Origin of the sequence: Paraburkholderia sp. J8-2, assembly GCF_905220195.1 — a bacterium.
In the GTDB taxonomy this organism is placed as follows: Bacteria; Pseudomonadota; Gammaproteobacteria; order Burkholderiales; family Burkholderiaceae; genus Paraburkholderia.
On the sequence record NZ_CAJMZA010000001.1, the window covers coordinates 1,184,895 to 1,203,365 of the forward strand.

Sequence of the window (18,471 nt, forward strand, 5' to 3'; positions counted from 1 at the left end):
ACCGTATGGTTGACCATTATACAAAAAAATTGTCAACAATCGGCCGATGCCGGCTATCTCCGGCATGCGGGATCGAGTATGGGAGCGGGTCTGTATCGCCGCGTCATTCCGCTCGCTACAATGCGACCTGACCCAGCTGCCTGACCTACATAGCGCGCGTTTTTCATGGCCCAATCCTCCCGCCTCGCTTCGCCCCGCGACACCGACGAACCGTCCGACGTCGAAGCGCATGTCTACGCGTCGATTTCTTCTGCGCTGCTGGAGGGCAAGCTCGCGCCGGGCCAGCAACTGGTGGAGCGCGAACTCGCGGCGGCGTTCGGCTGCACGCGCGGCGCGCTGCGCAAGGTGTTGGCGCGCCTTGGCTACGAGGGCAAGCTCGTACTCGAACCCAATCGCGGCGCATTCGTTCCGTCGCCTTCGGAGGACGACATCCGCGCCGTGTACCGCGCGCGCCAGGTGGCCGAAGCGGGCGTGATGGTGAGTTTGTGCGGCAAGCTCGACGCCGCGATGCGGCGCAAGCTCGCGGCCCATGTGCGCAGTGAGAAAAAGGCGTTGCGCGAGGCACGCGTGGACGACGCGGTGCGCCTCGCGGGGCGGTTTCATCTGCTGCTGACCGAGCAGGCGGGCGGCGCCGCGCTCGTGGATGCGCTGGCGCAACTGGTCGCGAAAACGGAACTCTACAAGGCGTTGTTCGATCCGTCGAAGGCGTCGATGTGTGCGCCCGACGAGCACGCACAGATCATCGAAGCGCTCGAAGCGGGAGACCTGGCAGCGGCGCTCGCCACGATGCGCGCGCATCTGGCCGAGCTGGAAGAGCGGGTGGTGCAGCAGGCGCGCGTGCGCGCCGGGCGCGATCTCAAGGCGGTATTCGCCGATCTCGCAAACGGTTGAGCCTTCAGGGTAAGCGTCAGCCTCCGCCTACGCGCCGGCGCAGTTCCTTCGAAGCCGCGAGCGGAATGCGCGCGTCGTCCCATGTGGCGAGCCATTCGACCTCTTTCGCGGCGAACACCTGGCCGTGATTGCGCAGCGCGTACTGCAATGAATCGATGACGTGATTGCGGATGATTTCGGGCGTATGCGGGTCGTCGAGGACGATGCGCAACGCTTCGAGCGTGGCCATTGTGCGGCTCCGGCGAATGTGGCAACCGCAACGTTATCTCACGACAAAAATGCACGCCAAAAAAAGCGCTTGCCGGGCGGCAAAAAAGGCCCGGCAAGCGCGCCTCAGTGCCGCGTGCGCTTGAAGATCTCATACTCCTCCGCGAAAGCCCGCGCAACGGCGGGCCGCTCGCGCACGCGTTGCGCATAGGTCGCAATGGCCGGCCATTGCGACACATCGATGCCCACGTACGGCGCCCAGTTCAGCACGGTCACGAGATAGGCGTCCGCCACGCTGAAGGCGTCGAGCAGGAACGTGCGCGATTCGAGGTGATGCGCGAGCAGGTCGAAGCGGCGCGCGATCTTGCCGCGCGCATAGTCCTTGACGGCTTCGTCCACGTCCTTGGCGAGCAGCGGCACGAACACGGCCTTATGCAACTCGGTACCGATAAAGCCCAGCCAGTGATGCAGATGCGCGCGCTCGCGTGTGCCCGCTGGCGGGGCGAGCCGCGCCTCGGGAAAGCGGTCGGCCACCCACGGCAGCACTGCCGAGTTTTCGGTGAGTGTCCAGCCGTCGTCCTCGCGCAGCACCGGCACCTGTCCGAGTGGGTTGACGGCGAAGAAGTCACCGCCTTCGGCGAGCTGCTTCGTGAGCGTATCGACCTGAACGTAGCGTGCTTGTGCGCCTGCCTCGTAGAGCGCGATGCGCGTGGCGAGCGAGCACGCCAGCGGGGCGAAATACAGATCCATCGTCATCCTCCCTTGCGGTTTTTTCGGGTTCTGTGAGTTTTGTACTATAGTGAACAAAAATCGACGATCCAATATTTCTATGCAATCCAGTACAAAAAAGGATAGCCGCCCGCGTGGACGCCCGCGCGCCTACGATCCGGAGGAGGCGCTTGCCCGCGTGCGTGATACGTTCTGGCGCAATGGCTACACAGGCACATCGCTCGACGACCTGAGCGAGGCGACGGGCATGAACCGGCCGAGCCTGTATGGCGCGTTCGGCGACAAGCACGCGCTCTATCTGCAAACCATGGAGCGCTACGTGGAGGCGGGGCGCGTGGCGATGGAGTCCGCGCTCGACAGCGCGTTGCCGCTGCGCGAGGCGCTGATGCGCGTATTCGACGGCGCGCTCGGCTGGTATTTGCCGGCGCACGACGCGGCGCGCGGCTGCCTGCTGATCGGCACGGCGGCGGTGGAAGCCGTCAACGACGACGCGGTACGCGAGCGTCTTGCCGCGGGCTTGCGCACATTCGACAAGGCCTTCGAGCGGCGCCTGCGCGCAGCGCTCGCGCAAGGCGAGCTACAGCCCAGTGCCAGCGCGCCGATGCTTGCGCGTCTCGCGTCGGCGGTATTGCACAGCATGGCGCTGCGCGCGCGGGCCGGCGATTCGCGGGCCTCGCTGCGCGCCATGGCAGTGGCGGGCGTTGCGCTGATCTGCGGCGAAGCGCCCGCTGCGATCGATGCGACCGCTGCGCGCGCGGCGCGGCGGCGCACGAAGTGATACACGCTGAGCGCCGTTTGACGGCGCCTGCGGCACGGGTCCGTACGCCGCTTTCCCTTGTTACACTGGCACGGTCGCGCAGGGACGGCTTGCGCACTCTAAGAGGGGAAGACGATGGTGCGCTACAGGCACTACAAGGGTGGCATTTACGAACTGGTATGCGAGGCGACGCTCGAATCGGATCCTTCCGTCACGATGGTCGTGTATCGCGCGGCGAACGGTACGATCTGGACGCGACCCGCAACGGTGTTCTTCGAACTCGTCGAGCACGAAGGCGGGCTTGTACCGCGCTTTGCGCCCGTCAACTGATTCTTTCCAGACTCGTCTTTTTCCACGCTTAAGAGGTTTTGCCGAATGCGTTTACTGATTGCGCTGATCCTGCCCTGGCTCCTGTTCTTCACCATTGGGCGTCCGATTGCGGGCATCGTCTGCCTGATCCTGCAGATCACGTTGATCGGCTGGATTCCCGCTGCGATCTGGGCCGTGTACTCGCTCAGCCAGTACAAGACAGACCGGAAAATAGAGGACGCACTCGGCCGCCGCGGCTAAATTTCGCACTCAGCGCCTATGCGCCGCGCAGCGGCGCGTTGCCGGTTACAACGGTAATCCATGCTCACAATTCAATAAGAACTTAATGCTGGTTTTTCTTTCTTACAAATAGAAAGGAGGATCAGCAATGTTCAAGTTCGTTCTCACAGCAGGGGCCATTGCGCTCCTTGCCGGGTGTGCGGTTGCCCCCGGCTACGACTACGGCTACGGCGGCTATGGCCAGCCGTACTCCACCGGGTATTACAGCGGCTACGCGCCGGGCTATGCGCCGGCATATGGCAGCGTCAATATCGGCGTCTGGGGCGGTGGCGGCGGTCGCGATTATCACGGCGGCGGCGGTGGCTGGCACGGTGGTGGTCAGGGTGGTCCTGGTGGTCACGGCGGCGGACACGGTGCACCCTGGGGCCCGCCGCCCGGTGGTGGTCATGGAGGCGGCCCCGGCGGAGGCCATGGCGGCGGAGGCCACGGCGGCGGCGGTGGCGGTCACGGCGGCGGCGGTCCGGGCGGCGGCCGGTGACGCAGGCTTGCCGCTCGCACAGGCGGATTCCAGGGCGCCGCCATGATCCGCCCCGAGCAGGAAACCGCTTTCAAAACGCATCAGGCCCGCCACTCTCACGAGGGCGGGCCTGATGCTTTGCACGGGAACCCGGCGTCACAGCCGGGGTTGCCGCGAAACTTACTGGCTCGACTGCGACGTACCGCTCGTCGAAGGGCCGTACGCCGTCGCGCGCTGTGCCGCGACCTTGGCTTCGGCAGCCTGAATGTTTTCCGGGTAATGCATCCAGTCGCTCGGATCGTAGCCGGCGGCGCGCAGTTGCGCGAGATCGGCGCGAACTTCGGCGCGGGTCACGGGTTGTTGCTCGGGTTGTGCCTGCGCGAATGCGGCAGCGGGCACGGCGACGATGGCGGCAAGCACGGCTGCCTTAAGAAACGACTTCATGACTGACCTCCGATATCTTTTGTGAGGAGCCATCGCATCGGCGCGGCCCATGTCGACAATGTATGCGGGCTGAGGGTCAGGGTAAATACTTAGAAGACGAATTCAGTGTTCTCCTCGCGACAACAATCGGGTTCGAAATCTTCAGAAGTATTGCGCCACGCGCGTGCAATCGGCCGAGCAGGCCGCAGACTAGCTGGCCCTAAAACCTTACCGATTATTGCGAAATCTGTAATTCCAATTCGCCTGAAACAGTCTGTATCCGGCGGGGCCGCTTGCCTAGAATCCACTCACAGCCAGCCGTTGCGGCGATTGCAGCGAGCCGGCCGAGCACGACACGATGTGCACCGTCATTGCGCATCGACGTTAAAAAATTTCGGAGGTTGTGATCATGAAGTCGCTTCTCAAGGCTGTTGCGCTTACCGTAGCTCTCGCTGCTCCGCTGGCCGCTTTCGCCCAGGCCGATCAAGGTCTGACCCGGGAGCAAGTGCGCGAGCAACTCGTCGAATTCCAGCAAACGAGCCGCAACCAGGGCGCAGTGGCCGCCCAGGCAACCGCGCCGGTCGCACAGACCGATGGCTCGTTCGGCGGCGTGAGCACGTCGTCGGCAGCGGGTGCCCGCTATGTGTCGGAAGCGGCGCGCACGGGTCCGCAATCGGTGTACTTCGGCGGTCAGTAAGTCCGTCGGCAGTCAGCAGATAAAAAACGGCCCGCGAGTTTGCTTCGCGGGCCGCTTCGCATTTGCGCTCCCCGTTCACTGCCGCTACATCTCTTCTGCCTCCGGCACGTCGAGCACGAGATCCGTGCGCGCGACGGCCACGCAGGTCAGCACATAGCCCTCGGCTTTTTCTTCGCGGCTCAATCCGGGCCACTCGATCGTGAAGCTCACTTCGCCGCTCACCACGCGGCACAGGCAGGCGCGGCAGGTGCCGTTGCGGCACATGCGCGGCAGGCGGATGCCTTCGAACGCCGCCGCTTCGAGCAAACTCAGTTCGGGTGGCGCTTCGAAGCTGCGCCCGAGCGGCTCCACGCGAACGACGGGCACGCGTGGCGGCCCGTCCTGCAAGCCTTCGTGGCTCGTGTCGTTCATGAAATCGATACCCCCAGCAGCCGCCCCGCGCCTGCGGTGAACGCCGCCGCGGCGAGCCCGATCACGATCTGCCGCAGCGCCGAGAACGTTGCGCTGCGCCCGTTGAAGAGCGACGTGAACACGCCGACAAGGGCAAGCCCGCACGCGCTCAGCGCGACCGACTGCGCGATGGCCGTGACGCCGTGCGCCCACAGGAACGGGGCCGTCGGAAACGCCGCGCCGAGCGAAAAGAGGCAAAACGATACAGCGGCGGCCGACCACGGATTGCCGCCCAGTTCCTTCGGGTCGATGCCCAGTTCCTCGCGCGCGAGCGTATTGAGCGCCTCGTCCTTGTTGCGCATGATCTGGGCGGCCACGCGGCGTGCTTCTTCGGGTTCGACACCCTTCGCCTCATAGATGAGCGCAAGCTCGTGGCGCTCGGCGTCGGGCGTATGTTCGAGCTCGTCGGCTTCCTTCGCGAGTTGCGTGCGCGCCAGCTCGCGCGCGTTGGTCACCGAGAGCCATTCGCCGAGCGCCATGGAGCAGGCGCCGGCCACGAGGCCCGCGAGCCCCGTGAGCAAGATCGTGCGATTGGCGCTGCCCGCGCCCGCCACACCCATGATCAGGCAGAAGTTCGAGACGAGCCCGTCGTTCGCACCGAGGACCGCTGCACGCAGGTCGTTGCCCGACGTCGCGCTCTTGTGCCACGACTCGGCCGCGCCGATCGTCTCGCCATGGCCGTGTTCCGGTTCGCGCTTTTTTGCGACGATCGCCTGCACGATGGCGGCGTGCTGCTGTTCCTGCGCGGAAAGCGTTTCGGCGCCGGGTTCGTGCGCGTAGCGGTCGCGGTCGGCGTATTCGGCGGCGGCGACCGTGGGTAGCACGAGCGAAGGACCAAAGGTGCGCGTGAGCGCTTGCAGCAGGCGAGTTTTTGCGCTGCGCCGGTGCGGCCGGGGTGTGACGCCGTTAGCCGCGAGCTTGTCGCGCCAGACGCTCGCGTGCTCGCGCTCGGAGGCAGCGAGTTCGGCGAAGATGCGGCGGCGCTCTTCGTCCTTCTCTACCGCGGAAAGCGTGTCGTAGACGGCCGCGCTGTCAAGTTCGTCGGCGAGATTGCGCCGGAAGCGGTTGATTTCCTGAGCGGAGGCCATGGGGCGCGATGCGTATTGCGATCCACCAAGCTTACCCTGGCGCCGCTGCGGCCAGAAGCAGCGCTTCCAGCCGGTTTGACCTGTGTGCTCAGCGGCGCTGTCGCAAATGCCGATAGACCGTGTTGCGCGCGAGCCCAAGTTCGCGAGCCGCCGCCGAAACATTGCCGCTATGGCGCGCGAGGGTCTCTTCGATGAGCCTCGACTGCCAGACGGACAGGCGCGCGGGTTCGCGGTCTGTGTCGCTCGCCTCGCAATCGGCCGTGGCATCGCCGGACGGCTGCGCGCATTCGCTCGCGGGGTCGCAATCGTGCATGAGGTCTTCGGGCAGATGCTCCATGTCGATGGCGTCTTCGCCTTCGGCCATGATCGCCGCCGTGCGCAGCGTGCTGGCGAGCTGACGCAGATTGCCCGGCCAGCGGCAGCGCGCAAAGCATGCCCGCACAGCCGGCGTGAGGTGCATGGGCGCGCCCGGCACCTCGCGTCGCACGATCTCGAGCATGCGGGCGACGAGCGCGTCGAGGTCGGTGCGCTCGGCCAGCGACGGCAGCGTGACGACGAGGCCGTTGATGCGGTAGTAGAGATCCTCGCGGAATGTCCCTTCGGCGATCATCGCGCGCAGATCGCGGTGCGTCGCGCAGACGATGCGCAAATCCACCGGCACCGCACGCGTACCGCCGAGCGGCACGACGGCGCGCTCCTGCAACACGCGCATGAGCCGTACCTGTTGCGCGAGCGGCATGTCGCCGATCTCGTCGAGAAAGAGCGTGCCGCCATGCGCCTGCGCGATCTTGCCGGCGCTGCCGCGGCGCTTCGCGCCCGTGAACGCGCCGTCCTCGTAGCCGAACAGTTCCGCTTCGATCAGCGTGTCGGGCAGCGCCGCGCAGTTGAGCGCGACAAACGGCCCGTCGCGGCGCGGCGAATCGCGATGCAGCGCCCGCGCGAGCCATTCCTTGCCGGTGCCGGTGCGCCCGAGCACGAGCACGGCGATGTCGCGTCCGCGCACGCGCGCCACGCGCTGCAGCGCTGCGGCGAGCCGCTCGTCGCCCGTATCGAGTTCGGCGAGCGTGGGCTGCGGTGTCGTGTCGGCGTTGGGCGCTTTCGCCTGGGCGGGCGCAGGTGCGAATGGCGCGCGGGACACTTCAGGCACGGCGCTTCGCGCAAGCGTCGCGACGCCCGACATGGCGGCGCCGGGCGTGGCGCGCGCGATCACGCGCACGCCGCTTGGCAGCGCGAGTGTGAGCGGGTCGCCGCTTGCGCGCATGACCTGCTGCATGAACGCCGCAAATGGCTGGCCGAAGAGCGCCGCGAACTCGCGCTGCTGCAGTTCGGCGAGCGGCGCGCCGAACTGGAACAGAGCGCTGCGGTTGGCGCACAGCAGCGTGCCGTCGGCTGAGAAGGCGGCCAATCCTTCGTACAGCGTACCAATGAACTCCGCGCGCGCATGAAACTGGAGCCGGATGGCATCGGCGAATTCGGTGTTGAACAGATGGTTCTCGATCATCTGCGCCGACATGCGCACGAGTGCGAGCGTGTGCTTGTGAAAGCCGCGCGACTCGCCGCTCACGTCGAGCGCGCCGAGCGTGCGCCCGTATGGATCTGCAATTGGCGCGCACGAGCAGGTGAGGATGTGATTGGCGCGCAGAAAGTGCTCGCCCGCATGCACCGTGGTCGGCTGGCCTTCGACGAGCGCCGTGCCGATCGCATTCGTGCCGCGATGCTGCTCGGCCCACGACACGCCGGGGCGCAGCGCCACGCGCTGCGCTTTCTCGACGAAGTCGCTGTCGGCAAAGCTGTGGAGGATCACACCGTTGCGGTCGGTGAGCAGCACCATGCTCTGCGTATCGACGATCTGCGCGTGCAAGGCGTCCATCACGGGACGCGCCTGGTGATAGAGCGTGCGGTTCGTGTCGATCAGCTCGCGCAGGTCCGCGGCGGCTAGTGCGTCGAATTCGGGCGCTTCGGTGGCGCGCAGTCCGAGTGCGCGCGAGCGCGCGTGAGCCTGCGCGATGGCGTCCGCGCGGGCCGCGTCGTGCGGCGTGACGGGGCGTCGGGTCACTCGTGTCTCCAGTCGTTTTGGGCGCTACGCTGCGTCGCAGCATGACACATGCACGTCAGCTGCGCGTGCGGCGCCTCTGGGGCAGTTCATGGTACAGGATCTGCGGCGGCTGCCAATCCGGGTTGCAGCCGGGTAGAAGCGGCGGCGCGCCAAAGCAACTGCGCCTTGAGTTTCCTCGCGTGAGTGCCATGATGAAGGTGAGGGCGCATTCGCGTCGCGTCCCCAGCGGCGGGCGTTTCCGGCCACTGCGGTTGGCAACCGCGCCGCCTGCTTCGTAGCGGAGTTCGTCATGGTGCACGGCGAATTGAGGATCGTGGTGGCGGTGCTTGCCACGTTCGTTGCGCTCTTTGGCCTCGGGTATGCGATCGATGGATTGATCTTCGACGAGAACAACGTCGTGCTGTCCGGAATGCTGACCGTGGCCCTTGGGATCGTCGCGTTCGTGGTGATGCTCACCTTGCACCCAAAAGACCTCGAACATCTCGATCAGCACCGGCATCGCGAATCTTGACGCGCCCGAGCGGCGTGCATGGTGCGATGCGGCAACCGGCGCAGCGCGTTGGCGCAGGGCCGGGAGGAGGATGTTTGTGCGCGCAACGGCAGCTGCGAATGCTGCATTTGCAAAACAGGGAGCAAAGCAAGGTGCAAACAAGGGCCACGCTGGCTATTTCAGGCGTGTGACAACGTCGACCTTGCGGGCGGCGGGAAGTCGTCTAAAGTGAATCCAATCAACCTGCGCGAACGCGTGGTTCGCGGGGGTTGGTGTTGATCCGCGCATGCCGGATCGGGGTGTGCCCAGACAATGTCGTGGGGCAGCCCGGGAAGGTTGAGCGCGGCCTTTTCACCCTCCACCAAAGGCGACTCCCATGCAGATCATGTTTCCGAATGAGGTGCCCGAATACTCGGGCCCAGACCTGACTTTGGCGTTTCCGGCGATGATCGATGGCGAGCGGGTGGAGTGTCTGATCACGGCGGCGGCGCTGGAAGACCACTTCGGAGCGGCCTCGCCGCGTGCCGAAGACATGCTCAGCGCGTTCGACCATCATCGCGACCGCATCGAGGCTTGCGCGCGCCGATTGCTCTCCGAAACACGTGCGCAGTGTCTTGTGCTGCGCAGCGGCTACGTGCGTTTCGTGCAGGCGCACGGTACCGCGTAGTCGACGCAAAAGCGCGACGCAAAAGCGCGACGCAAAAGCGCGACGCAAAAGCGCGACGCAAAAGCGCGACGCAAAAGCGCCCGCAAGAAGCGGGCGCCTTCCGTTCAACTGAATTGATTGCCGCGCCCCTCGGGGCGCGGCTTCGTTTAGCGTGCGCCACTAGATCATGCGGCGCAGGGTGTTGTCGCGGAACACGACGTGATGCGCGATGGCCGCGAGCGCGTGCAGGCCGATCACCCAGTAGAACAGATTGCCGATCAGCACGTGCGCGTCCTTGAGGAACTGGCGTGCGGCCGGATCGGGGCCAACGAGTGTGATCTGCAGATCGAGTCCCGCGAGCGTAACCGGATGGCCGCCTGTGTTGATCATCAGAATGCCGAGGAGCGGCTGCACGAAGATGAACAGGTAGAGCGCGAGATGCACGAGGCGCGAGAGAAACGACAGCAAAGCGTTCGAGTCGATGTCCGCGGGCGCGCCGCGCCACAAACGCCACGCAAGGCGCAGCACCGCGAGCGCGAGCACGAGCGTGCCCGCCCAGAAGTGCACGTTGCTCCAGAACGCGCGGCTGTCCGTGCCCTTGGGGCCGCGCACCTCAATCGCGAGATAGGCGAGCGCGACGAGTACGAAGATGGCCCAGTGAAAGAAGATGGCGGGCTTCGTATAGCGTTCGGTTGCGGCGGGGTACGTTGCCACGTGGCGGCTCCTTTATGCGGGGAATCTGGCGATGGTTCCCTATGATAAGGAGGACGCCCCGCGCGGGGGCAGCTACGCGGCCGGGAAGTTTGATGCTGCGGGGTGGCGGCGGCGAAAAAGTGGCGAGTTGCCGGCGAACGGACCGAACAAGCAAAAAGGGTGGCACTCAGCCACCCTTTTGTGTTTTACGCGTTGCCGAGATAGAAGTACCGGAACAGGAACACGGCGGCGATGATCCACACGATCAGCTTCACGTCGCGCACGCGGCCCGTGAGGAGCTTCAGGCCCGCATACGAGATGAAGCCGAACGCCACGCCATTGGCGATCGAGTAGGTGAACGGCATGGCGAGCGCCGTGAGGGCGGCGGGCACGACTTCGGTCGCGTCGTCCCAGGGCAGATCGGCGAGTTCGCGCAGCATCAGGCACGAGACGTACAGCAGCGCCGGCGCCGTGGCGTAGCCCGGCACGACGCCCGCGAGCGGCGCAACGAACAGGCACGCGAGGAACAGCACGGCAACCGTCAGCGCGGTCATGCCGGTGCGGCCGCCCGCCTGCACGCCCGAGGCGCTTTCGATATACGCCGTGGTCGACGAGGTGCCGAGCACCGAGCCCGCGAGAATCGCGGTGCTATCGGCGAGCAGCGCGCGGTTCAGGCGGTGCATCTTGCCGTGCACGAGCAGGCCCGCGCGATTGGCGACGCCCATCAGCGTGCCGGTCGCATCGAACAGTTCGACGAGGAAGAACACGAGCACGACGTTGAGGATGCCCGTGGAAAGCGCGGTCTTGATGTCGAGTTGCGCGAATGTCGGCGCGATCGAAGGCGGCGGGGAGAAGATGCCGTGGAACTGGTTGCCGCCGAAGAAGAACGACAAGACCGTGACGCCCACGATGCCGATCAGGATCGCGCCGCGCACCTTCAGCACGTCGAGTGTGACGATCGCAAAGAAGCCGATGATCGCGAGGATCGTATGCGGATCGTGCAGGTTGCCGAGTTCGACGAGCGTGGCCGGGCTGCCGACCACCACGCCCGAAGTCTTGAGCGAGATGATCGCGAGGAAGAGGCCGATACCCGCGGTGATCGACACGCGAATCGAATGCGGAATGCCATTGACGATGGCTTCGCGCACGCGCAGCAGCGTGACGATGAAGAACAGGCACCCGGAGATGAACACCGCGCCGAGCGCGGCTTGCCAGGTGAAGCCCATGCCCTTCACGACCGTATAGGCGAAATACGCGTTCAGGCCCATGCCGGGCGCGAGCGCGATGGGGTAGTTCGCGTAGAGGCCCATGACGAGCGAAGCGAGCGCCGCGACGAGACAGGTGGCGACGAATACGCTTTCCTTCGGCATGCCGGCGTCGCCGAGGATGGCCGGGTTCACGAAGATGATGTAAGCCATCGTGAGGAAAGTGGTGAAACCGGCGAGCAGTTCGGTGCGCAGGTTGGTGCCTGCTTCTTCGAAACCGAAATAGCGTTTGATGGCGTCCATGAAGATCGGGCCCTTGAGAGTCGAGCGGGTTGTTCGCTGCTTGTTGGTGTGGTGTCTTGCGTGTAGCGGGCGCCGGCAGGTCGTCGGCATGCCCATGCACGCGCCTGCCTTGGTGCGTGGCTACGGGCGCGATTGTAAACAATTGTCTGTCGAGCGCAGAAAAGCCGTTGTGAGCGTGGAACACGTACAACAGCGCGCGCGTTGCGTCAGCAAGCGGGGGCGAGGGCGGCGAATGCGCCCGTGGTGGCAGGAAATCGGCGCAACGGCTCGCGGGCGCCGGGCGTTGCGTGTCCCGGTGCCGGTTCACTGCGGCCGTACTGCCATCAAGCGATTACTGCGTCATTTGACCGGCGGGAGCGCCATATCCGCCACGCGCCGCGCGTCGCTGCGCGACGATCGCGCCCGCACGTTGAGCGTTTTCCGGATAGTCGATCCAATCGAGCGGGTCGTAGCCCGCCTGCCGCCATTCAACCAGATCCGCACGGACCTGGGCGCGAGTGAGCGGTTGGGAGGGATCGTACGGTTGGGCCACCGCCGCAGCCGACGCGAAGCAGCACGCTGCGGCAACGATGCCGAGCGCTACACGCGGAAGGGAGTTCATGGCAAGGCCTTTCGTATTAGGGATATCCCTGAAATTATAGGCGCTATCTTGATAACCGAAAGGTGGATCGAGGCTATCGCTTGCTGCCGCGGGAGCGGGCCGCGCGGAAGTCGGTCGGGCGCTGTCCGGTCCATTTGCGGAACGCCCGGTGAAACGCGCTCGGCTCTGCAAACCCGACCGCCGCCGCGACGTCGGCGACCGAGCGGCCCGGCTCCTGAAGCGCCGCGATCGCAAGGTCGCGGCGCAACTCGTCCTTGATCGACTGGCAGCTGTGGCCCTCCTGGCTCAAGCGCCGGCGCAGCGTGGCGGGCGCCACGTTCAGGCGTTGCGCGATGGCATCGGCATCGGGCCACGCGGCGACAGGCAGTGCGCGCAGCGCACGCCGCACGCGCGCCGCGAACGAGCCCGGATTGCGGTACTTCACGACGAAGTTGCCCGGTGCGTTGCGCAGAAACGCGCGCGCCGAGCTGGCGGTCTGGATCACGGGCAGCTCGAGAAAGCCGGGTGCGAATTCAAACCAGGTGGCCGGCTGGTCGAACGTCATATCGTCGCAGAGCATGAGCTGGTATTCGTGCGCGGCGTGCGGCTGCGGGCAGCGAAAGCGCGCCGCGAGCAGCGGAATGCGCCGCCCGACGAGCCAGCACACAAGTCCGTAGACAAGGATGAACCAGGTGGCATACGCGAAGAGGGTGGGCGCGGGTTTGCCCGCGCGATGCGAGAGCGTGACGCGCACGCGCGTGGCGTCGATGTCGATCTCGCCTGCCAGGTCGTCGAGCACGAGCCGCATGAAGTGCACGGCGCGCTGCAGCGCCTGGCGGCCGGTGCTGGCGCCAAGCGCCGAGTGCGTCATGGCGATGAAGCTGCCGCTTTTCATCGCGTGCGAGTCCTGGCCGAAGAATTCGTCGTCGAGCGCGCGCGCGATGCCCGACCACAGCTGGCCGTATTGCGCCGCGCTCACGCGTGCCTCGGGTGCGCGCAGCACAGCCGGCGCGATGCCGGCTGCCTCCGTGAGCGGCGCGATTTCGAGTCCGCCCGCGCGCGCCAGCGCGAGCGTCTCGTTCACGAGGCTCATCGAGATTGTGCCTTTTTCGCTCAGTGTATGGATTCGCGTCGGTTGCAAGGAGCCGCCTGCTGATGGGTTGTCGCAGCCAATATGGTAAATCCGATCAGCGACTTTGAGCGTGGCGGGCATCGAATACGGTCGCCTGCGTGCCTACACTTTTCGCAAACCTTGCAGCCGGGGCCGCATCGCGCCACAGTGGAAGGCAAGCGCAAGAGACAAAGGAAGGAGACACACATGGACGAGTTCTACACCGACGACCAGCGCATGATTCGCGACGCCGCGCGCGACTTCGCAAGCGAGCAGCTGGCGCCGAACGCGGCGCAATGGGACCGCGACGGCAAGCTGCCCGACGAGGTCGTCAAGCAACTGGGCGAACTGGGCTTTCTCGGCATGATCGTGCCGCAGGAGCAGGGCGGTTCGTACACCGACTACGTGGCCTACGCGCTCGCCATGGAAGAGATCGCGGCGGGCTGCGCCTCGTGCGCGACGCTCGTCAGCGTGCACAACTCGGTGGGCTGCGGGCCGATCCTGCAGTTCGGCACCGACGTGCAAAAGGACCGCTGGCTCGGCAAGCTCGCAAGCGGCGAGCTGATTGGCGCGTTCTGTCTGACCGAGCCGCAGGCGGGCTCCGAGGCGAACAACCTGCGCACGCGCGCCGAACTGCGCGACGGCAAGTGGGTGCTCAACGGCAACAAGCAGTTTGTGACCAACGGCTCGCGCGCGAATATCGCCATCGTGTTCGCCGTGACCGATCCCGACGCGGGCAAGCGCGGCATTTCCGCGTTCATCGTGCCGACCGATACGCCGGGCTTCAACGTCGGGCCGCACGAGAAGAAGATGGGCATCCGTGCTTCGGACACCTGCCCGATTTCGCTCGTGGACTGTGCGATTCCCGAAGCGAACCTGCTCGGCCAGCGCGGCGAAGGATTGAAGATCGCATTGGCGAATCTCGAAGGCGGACGCATTGGCATTGCCGCGCAGGCGCTCGGCATCGCACGCGCGGCCTTCGACGCGGCGCGCACCTATGCGCACGAACGCGTGCAGTTCGGCGAACCGATCATCAAGCATCAGAGCGTGGCGAACATGCTCGCGGACATGCATACGCGCATCAACGCCGCGCGGCATCTCGTGCATCACGCGGCACGGCTGCGTTCGCTTGGCAAGCCGTGTCTTTCGGAGGCTTCGCAGGCTAAGCTCTATGCCTCCGAAATGGCCGAGGAAGTGTGTTCGCACGCCATTCAGATCCACGGCGGCTATGGCTTTCTGAACGACTATCCGGTGGAGCGCCACTATCGCGATGCACGCATCACGCAGATTTACGAAGGCACGAGCGAAGTGCAACGGATGGTGATTGCACGGCAGCTTTAACAAGTAGTAAGGATGGCAAAGTAAAAATAAGCGCGCGTACGCGCCGATGAAATAAGGAGACGACGATGACCGGGTTCACCCCTTCCGCGCAGGCCTTCATCGACGCACGCGAATTGCTGCTGCGTCACCGCACCGACTACGTACGCGCTTACGACGAGTTCGCGTGGCCGAAGCTCGACACGTTCAACTGGGCGCTCGACTACTTCGACGTGATGGCGCGCGGCAACGACAACCCGGCGCTCTGGATCGTCGACGACCTCGCGAACGGCGGCACGCGCTATTCGTTCGCGCAGATGTCCGAGCGCTCGTCGCGCATGGCGAACTTCCTGCGTGAGCAGGGCGTGGTGCGCGGCGACCGCTTGCTGTTGATGCTGCCCAATCGCGTCGAACTCTGGGACGTGATGCTGGCGGCAATGAAGCTCGGCGCGATCGTGCTGCCCGCGACGACGCAGCTCTCGCCCGACGACGTGCGCGAGCGCGTGGAAACGGGCGGCGCGGGCTACGTCGTGGTGGACGCCGCCGAACTCGGCAAATTCGATGCGCTCGACAAAAGCGTGAAGCGTATCGCGGTTGGCGCGGCGCCCAATGCCTGCGAAGGCTGGATCGATCTCTCGCGCGCGTACGAAGCGAGCGCCGCCTTCGAACCCGACGGCCCGACGCGCGCCACCGACCCGCTCCTGCTCTATTTCACCTCGGGCACGACCTCGAAGCCCAAGCTCGTCGAGCACACGCACGAAAGCTACCCCGTAGGCCACCTTTCGACGATGTACTGGATCGGCCTCATGCCGGGCGACATCCACTGGAACATCAGTTCGCCGGGTTGGGCCAAACATGCGTGGAGCTGCTTCTTCGCGCCGTGGAACGCGCAGGCGTGTGTGTTCGTCTACAACTACGCGCGCTTCGTGCCGAAAGACACGCTCGCCGCGCTCGTGCAATGCGGCGTGACTACGCTGTGCGCGCCGCCCACGGTGTGGCGCATGCTCGTGCAGGAGCCGCTCGCAACGTATGCGGTGAAGCTGCGTGAGATCGTGGGGGCGGGCGAGCCGCTGAACCCCGAGGTCATCGAGCGCGTGCGTCACGCGTGGGGCATCACGATCCGCGACGGCTACGGCCAGACCGAAACGACCTGCCAGATCGGCAATTCGCCGGGCCAGCCCGTGGTGGCGGGCTCGATGGGGCGCCCGCTGCCGGGCTATCGCGTGGAACTCGTCGATGCCGACGACCATCCCGCGAGCGAAGGCGAGATCGCTCTGCCGCTCCTGCACCGTCCGCTCGGCCTCATGACGGGCTACGCGAACAACGCGAAAGCGAGCGAATACGCCATGCGCAACGACTACTACCATACGTCCGACGTGGCGCTGCGTCGTGACGATGGTTACTACGTCTACGTGGGCCGCGCCGACGACGTGTTCAAGTCGTCCGATTACCGCCTGAGCCCGTTCGAACTGGAGAGCGTGCTGATCGAGCATGAAGCGATCGCCGAAGCGGCAGTCGTGCCGAGTCCGGACGAACTGCGCCTTTCAGTGCCGAAGGCGTTCGTCATCGTGCGCCAGGGTTTCGAAGCGAGCCCCGAACTCGCACGAGAGGTGTTCCGCTTCTCGCGCGAAAAGCTCGCGCCGTACAAGCGCATTCGCCGCCTGCAGTTCAGCGACTTGCCCAAGACCATCTCGGGCAAGATTCGCCGCGTGGAACTGCGCCGCCGCGAAATGGAGCGCAGCGCCGAACCCGCGCGCCAGCCCGACGAGTACTGGGAAGAGGATTTCCCCGAGCTGCGCTGATATCCACACGGAGTCCGAAATGATCGAATTCGAGTACGCGCACGAAGGCGCGGTGGCCCTGCTCACGCTTTCGCGGCCACCGGCGAATGCCTTCACGGTCGACGGCTTGCGGCAGCTGCAGCAGGTCATCGAAGCGTTCGACCGCGAACCACAGGTACGCGCCATCGTCATCACCGGCAGCGGGCCGAAGTTTTTCAGCGCGGGCGCCGACCTCAATGCCTTCGCCAATGGCGATCGCGAGGTCGCGCGCACCGCGGCGAGCGCGTTCGGCGCGGCATTCGAGGCGCTGCAGAAGGCGCGGCCCGTGGTTATCGCGGCGATCAACGGCTATGCAATGGGCGGCGGCCTGGAGTGCGCACTCGCCTGCGATATCCGCATTGCCGAGGAGCATGCGCAACTCGCTCTGCCCGAGCCCGCCGTGGGGCTGCTGCCCTCCGGCTGCGGCACGCAGACCTTGCCCTGGCTCGTGGGCGAAGGCTGGGCCAAACGCATCATCCTTACGGGCGAGCGCGTGAACGCGCAAACGGCGCTGCGCATCGGCCTCGTCGAGGAAGTCGTCGCAACGGGCGGCGCACGCGAGGCCGCGCTCGCCATGGCCGCGCGTGTCGCGGGCTTGAGCCCGCAAGCAGTCACCTTCAGCAAGTCGCTGATCCATCAGGCGCGCAATGGCGTGCCGCGCGACGCGGCGCTCGCTGTCGAGCGCGAGCGCTTCGTCGATCTGTTCGATTCGCCTAACCAGCGTGAAGGCGTCAACGCGTTTCTGGATAAGCGCAAACCTCACTGGCATCTTGAAACGGAGAGCTAAGTAATGAGTGCAACACCCGCTTGCGATCAGGCGGCAACGGAAGCCGAAAAGAATGTGCTGTTTCGCGTGGTCAATCGCGTGGCGATCGTCACGCTCAATCGTCCGTCTGCGCTCAATGCGCTTTCGCACGCCATGGTGCGCGAACTGGCTGTGCTGCTGGAACGCGTGCGCACGGACGACGGCATCGTCGCGCTCGTGCTCGAAGGCGCGGGCCCGAAAGGTTTTTGCGCGGGCGGCGACGTGCGCGCGATTTACCAGCTGGCGCGCGAGAAAGCGCGTGAGGGCGCGAACGGCTGGCAGCAATTCTTCATTGACGAATATCGCCTCGATTACGCACTGCATACGTTTTCCAAGCCGCTCGTCGCGCTGCTAGACGGCGTGACGATGGGCGGCGGCATGGGTCTTGGCCAGGCGGCGTCGCTGCGCGTAGCGACCTCGCGCACGAAGATCGCCATGCCGGAAACACGCATCGGCTTGCTGCCCGACGTGGGCGCGACGCACTTCCTCGCGCAGATGCCGGTGGAGATGGCGCTATACGTAGGTTTGACCGGCGCGATGCTTGGCGGCGCGGACGCGGTGCATTGCGGCCTCGCGGATGCCTGCGTGCCGGGCGAATGGCTCGATGATTACGAGGCGCGTCTTCTGGCCGCGCAATGGTCAGGCGATGTGCATGCGGCGTTGCGCGAAGTGTTCGTCGCACCGTGTCACGAGGCGAACGAGGGCGCGCTCGCAACGTTCACGTCGCTCGTCGTGCGGCACTTCGACCGTCGCCTGCGTGTCGAGCAGATCGTCGCCTCGCTGCGCGCCGACCTCGAACACGACCACTCGCAAGCGGAACAGGCGTGGCTCGAAAGCACGCTAGAAGCGCTCACGCACTATTCGCCGACGATGCTCGAAGTCACGCGCGAAGCGCTGCTGCGCGGCCGCCAGATGACGCTCGCCGAGTGCTTCCGCATGGAGCTTGGCATCGTAGGCCGGGCGATCGAGGAAGGCGACTTCTGCGAAGGCGTGCGCGCGCATCTCGTCGACAAGGACCGCAAGCCGCGCTGGGCGCCGGCCACGCTCGTGGAAGTGCGCGCCGAACGCGTGCAGCACTTCCTTGCGTCGCCGTGGCGTGCCGAGGCACATCCGTTGGCTGACCTCGGCAAATAGCGG

The 18,471-nt window shown here is 65.7% G+C and carries 22 protein-coding genes; 12 read left to right on the plus strand and 10 right to left on the minus strand.

The features are described from left to right. The first annotated feature begins 165 nt into the window (after positions 1–165). On the plus strand, positions 166–891 hold the full coding sequence (locus tag U5A52_RS05200) for a GntR family transcriptional regulator (RefSeq protein WP_321911389.1): 726 nt from the start codon (positions 166–168) through the stop codon (positions 889–891). Between the two features lie 16 nt (positions 892–907). Here U5A52_RS05200 and U5A52_RS05205 read toward each other — a convergent pair whose 3' ends face one another. Beyond that, on the minus strand, positions 908–1,120 hold the full coding sequence (locus U5A52_RS05205; RefSeq protein WP_321911388.1) for a hypothetical protein: 213 nt from the start codon (positions 1,118–1,120) through the stop codon (positions 908–910). A gap of 104 nt (positions 1,121–1,224) precedes the next feature. Beyond that, positions 1,225–1,848: a glutathione binding-like protein gene (locus tag U5A52_RS05210; protein ID WP_321934123.1), complete on the minus strand. Its 624-nt coding sequence runs from the start codon at positions 1,846–1,848 to the stop codon at positions 1,225–1,227. Between the two features lie 79 nt (positions 1,849–1,927). On the opposite strand from U5A52_RS05210, the gene U5A52_RS05215 reads away from it, so the two are divergent. The 4 genes from U5A52_RS05215 to U5A52_RS05230 all read left to right on the plus strand — a co-directional run bounded on the left by U5A52_RS05215 (position 1,928) and on the right by U5A52_RS05230 (position 3,671). Then, positions 1,928–2,605, plus strand: coding sequence for a TetR/AcrR family transcriptional regulator (locus tag U5A52_RS05215; protein ID WP_321934124.1), 678 nt, complete (start codon positions 1,928–1,930; stop codon positions 2,603–2,605). A gap of 114 nt (positions 2,606–2,719) precedes the next feature. Beyond that, a complete protein-coding gene (locus U5A52_RS05220; protein WP_321911383.1) occupies positions 2,720–2,914 on the plus strand; it encodes a DUF1653 domain-containing protein in 195 nt (64 codons plus the stop codon). A gap of 45 nt (positions 2,915–2,959) precedes the next feature. Beyond that, positions 2,960–3,154, plus strand: a complete 195-nt coding sequence (locus U5A52_RS05225; RefSeq protein ID WP_028209664.1) for a YqaE/Pmp3 family membrane protein — start codon at positions 2,960–2,962, stop codon at positions 3,152–3,154. 127 nt (positions 3,155–3,281) lie between these two features. Beyond that, positions 3,282–3,671 (plus strand): hypothetical protein, encoded by a 390-nt coding sequence (locus U5A52_RS05230; RefSeq protein ID WP_321934125.1) that lies wholly within the window; start codon positions 3,282–3,284, stop codon positions 3,669–3,671. A gap of 159 nt (positions 3,672–3,830) precedes the next feature. Here U5A52_RS05230 and U5A52_RS05235 read toward each other — a convergent pair whose 3' ends face one another. Further along, a complete protein-coding gene (locus U5A52_RS05235) occupies positions 3,831–4,094 on the minus strand; it encodes a DUF4148 domain-containing protein (protein ID WP_321934126.1) in 264 nt (87 codons plus the stop codon). A gap of 388 nt (positions 4,095–4,482) precedes the next feature. Between U5A52_RS05235 and U5A52_RS05240 the strand changes: the two genes are divergently transcribed. Continuing rightward, the gene (locus U5A52_RS05240) at positions 4,483–4,770 is read left to right on the plus strand and encodes a DUF4148 domain-containing protein (RefSeq protein ID WP_321911377.1); all 288 of its coding nucleotides are present in this window, start codon (positions 4,483–4,485) and stop codon (positions 4,768–4,770) included. A gap of 84 nt (positions 4,771–4,854) precedes the next feature. On the opposite strand, the gene U5A52_RS05245 is transcribed toward U5A52_RS05240, so the two are convergent. From U5A52_RS05245 to U5A52_RS05255, 3 genes are all read right to left on the minus strand, one after another. Then, entirely contained in the window at positions 4,855–5,181 is a 327-nt protein-coding gene (locus tag U5A52_RS05245) for a 2Fe-2S iron-sulfur cluster-binding protein (protein WP_321911375.1), read from the minus strand. Further along, the gene (locus U5A52_RS05250; protein WP_321911374.1) at positions 5,178–6,308 is read right to left on the minus strand and encodes a VIT1/CCC1 transporter family protein; all 1,131 of its coding nucleotides are present in this window, start codon (positions 6,306–6,308) and stop codon (positions 5,178–5,180) included. Before U5A52_RS05250 ends, U5A52_RS05245 begins: the two co-directional genes overlap by 4 nt. An 88-nt stretch (positions 6,309–6,396) precedes the next feature. After that, positions 6,397–8,364, minus strand: coding sequence for a sigma-54-dependent Fis family transcriptional regulator (locus U5A52_RS05255; protein WP_321934127.1), 1,968 nt, complete (start codon positions 8,362–8,364; stop codon positions 6,397–6,399). 289 nt (positions 8,365–8,653) lie between these two features. Here U5A52_RS05255 and U5A52_RS05260 point away from each other — a divergent pair, with 289 nt between their 5' ends. Both U5A52_RS05260 and U5A52_RS05265 read left to right on the plus strand, forming a co-directional pair. Next, entirely contained in the window at positions 8,654–8,875 is a 222-nt protein-coding gene (locus U5A52_RS05260) for a DUF2964 family protein (protein ID WP_158759257.1), read from the plus strand. Positions 8,876–9,230: 355 nt separating this feature from the next. Further along, the gene (locus U5A52_RS05265; RefSeq protein WP_321911371.1) at positions 9,231–9,521 is read left to right on the plus strand and encodes a DUF1488 domain-containing protein; all 291 of its coding nucleotides are present in this window, start codon (positions 9,231–9,233) and stop codon (positions 9,519–9,521) included. Positions 9,522–9,680: 159 nt separating this feature from the next. Here the strand turns inward: U5A52_RS05265 and U5A52_RS05270 are convergent, their stop codons facing one another. From U5A52_RS05270 to U5A52_RS05285, 4 genes are all read right to left on the minus strand, one after another. Then, complete coding sequence (locus U5A52_RS05270) at positions 9,681–10,214, minus strand: cytochrome b (RefSeq protein ID WP_321934128.1); 534 nt, start codon at positions 10,212–10,214, stop codon at positions 9,681–9,683. Positions 10,215–10,399: 185 nt separating this feature from the next. Beyond that, a complete protein-coding gene (locus tag U5A52_RS05275; RefSeq protein ID WP_321911368.1) occupies positions 10,400–11,701 on the minus strand; it encodes an NCS2 family permease in 1,302 nt (433 codons plus the stop codon). Between the two features lie 331 nt (positions 11,702–12,032). Then, positions 12,033–12,302, minus strand: a complete 270-nt coding sequence (locus U5A52_RS05280; protein ID WP_321911366.1) for a DUF4148 domain-containing protein — start codon at positions 12,300–12,302, stop codon at positions 12,033–12,035. 73 nt (positions 12,303–12,375) lie between these two features. Beyond that, entirely contained in the window at positions 12,376–13,374 is a 999-nt protein-coding gene (locus U5A52_RS05285; RefSeq protein ID WP_321934129.1) for an AraC family transcriptional regulator, read from the minus strand. Positions 13,375–13,599: 225 nt separating this feature from the next. Between U5A52_RS05285 and U5A52_RS05290 the strand changes: the two genes are divergently transcribed. The 4 genes from U5A52_RS05290 to U5A52_RS05305 all read left to right on the plus strand — a co-directional run bounded on the left by U5A52_RS05290 (position 13,600) and on the right by U5A52_RS05305 (position 18,468). Further along, positions 13,600–14,733, plus strand: coding sequence for an acyl-CoA dehydrogenase (locus tag U5A52_RS05290; protein ID WP_321911362.1), 1,134 nt, complete (start codon positions 13,600–13,602; stop codon positions 14,731–14,733). A gap of 65 nt (positions 14,734–14,798) precedes the next feature. Beyond that, positions 14,799–16,511, plus strand: a complete 1,713-nt coding sequence (locus tag U5A52_RS05295; RefSeq protein ID WP_321934130.1) for an AMP-binding protein — start codon at positions 14,799–14,801, stop codon at positions 16,509–16,511. 19 nt (positions 16,512–16,530) lie between these two features. Next, positions 16,531–17,316, plus strand: coding sequence for an enoyl-CoA hydratase (locus tag U5A52_RS05300; RefSeq protein ID WP_321934131.1), 786 nt, complete (start codon positions 16,531–16,533; stop codon positions 17,314–17,316). 3 nt (positions 17,317–17,319) lie between these two features. Beyond that, positions 17,320–18,468: an enoyl-CoA hydratase/isomerase family protein gene (locus U5A52_RS05305; protein WP_321934132.1), complete on the plus strand. Its 1,149-nt coding sequence runs from the start codon at positions 17,320–17,322 to the stop codon at positions 18,466–18,468. Positions 18,469–18,471 lie beyond the last annotated feature (3 nt).

Coding starts and splice junctions, on each gene's coding strand:
- U5A52_RS05245 (WP_321911375.1), bottom strand. CDS start 5,181: ATGAACGACACGAGCCACGAAGGCTTGCAGGACGGGCCGCCACGCGTG.
- U5A52_RS05285 (WP_321934129.1), bottom strand. CDS start 13,374: ATGAGCCTCGTGAACGAGACGCTCGCGCTGGCGCGCGCGGGCGGACTC.
- U5A52_RS05300 (WP_321934131.1), top strand. CDS start 16,531: ATGATCGAATTCGAGTACGCGCACGAAGGCGCGGTGGCCCTGCTCACG.
- U5A52_RS05295 (WP_321934130.1), top strand. CDS start 14,799: ATGACCGGGTTCACCCCTTCCGCGCAGGCCTTCATCGACGCACGCGAA.
- U5A52_RS05250 (WP_321911374.1), bottom strand. CDS start 6,308: ATGGCCTCCGCTCAGGAAATCAACCGCTTCCGGCGCAATCTCGCCGAC.
- U5A52_RS05305 (WP_321934132.1), top strand. CDS start 17,320: ATGAGTGCAACACCCGCTTGCGATCAGGCGGCAACGGAAGCCGAAAAG.
- U5A52_RS05205 (WP_321911388.1), bottom strand. CDS start 1,120: ATGGCCACGCTCGAAGCGTTGCGCATCGTCCTCGACGACCCGCATACG.
- U5A52_RS05290 (WP_321911362.1), top strand. CDS start 13,600: ATGGACGAGTTCTACACCGACGACCAGCGCATGATTCGCGACGCCGCG.
- U5A52_RS05260 (WP_158759257.1), top strand. CDS start 8,654: ATGGTGCACGGCGAATTGAGGATCGTGGTGGCGGTGCTTGCCACGTTC.
- U5A52_RS05240 (WP_321911377.1), top strand. CDS start 4,483: ATGAAGTCGCTTCTCAAGGCTGTTGCGCTTACCGTAGCTCTCGCTGCT.
- U5A52_RS05225 (WP_028209664.1), top strand. CDS start 2,960: ATGCGTTTACTGATTGCGCTGATCCTGCCCTGGCTCCTGTTCTTCACC.
- U5A52_RS05210 (WP_321934123.1), bottom strand. CDS start 1,848: ATGGATCTGTATTTCGCCCCGCTGGCGTGCTCGCTCGCCACGCGCATC.
- U5A52_RS05280 (WP_321911366.1), bottom strand. CDS start 12,302: ATGAACTCCCTTCCGCGTGTAGCGCTCGGCATCGTTGCCGCAGCGTGC.
- U5A52_RS05230 (WP_321934125.1), top strand. CDS start 3,282: ATGTTCAAGTTCGTTCTCACAGCAGGGGCCATTGCGCTCCTTGCCGGG.
- U5A52_RS05220 (WP_321911383.1), top strand. CDS start 2,720: ATGGTGCGCTACAGGCACTACAAGGGTGGCATTTACGAACTGGTATGC.
- U5A52_RS05215 (WP_321934124.1), top strand. CDS start 1,928: ATGCAATCCAGTACAAAAAAGGATAGCCGCCCGCGTGGACGCCCGCGC.
- U5A52_RS05275 (WP_321911368.1), bottom strand. CDS start 11,701: ATGGACGCCATCAAACGCTATTTCGGTTTCGAAGAAGCAGGCACCAAC.
- U5A52_RS05265 (WP_321911371.1), top strand. CDS start 9,231: ATGCAGATCATGTTTCCGAATGAGGTGCCCGAATACTCGGGCCCAGAC.
- U5A52_RS05235 (WP_321934126.1), bottom strand. CDS start 4,094: ATGAAGTCGTTTCTTAAGGCAGCCGTGCTTGCCGCCATCGTCGCCGTG.
- U5A52_RS05200 (WP_321911389.1), top strand. CDS start 166: ATGGCCCAATCCTCCCGCCTCGCTTCGCCCCGCGACACCGACGAACCG.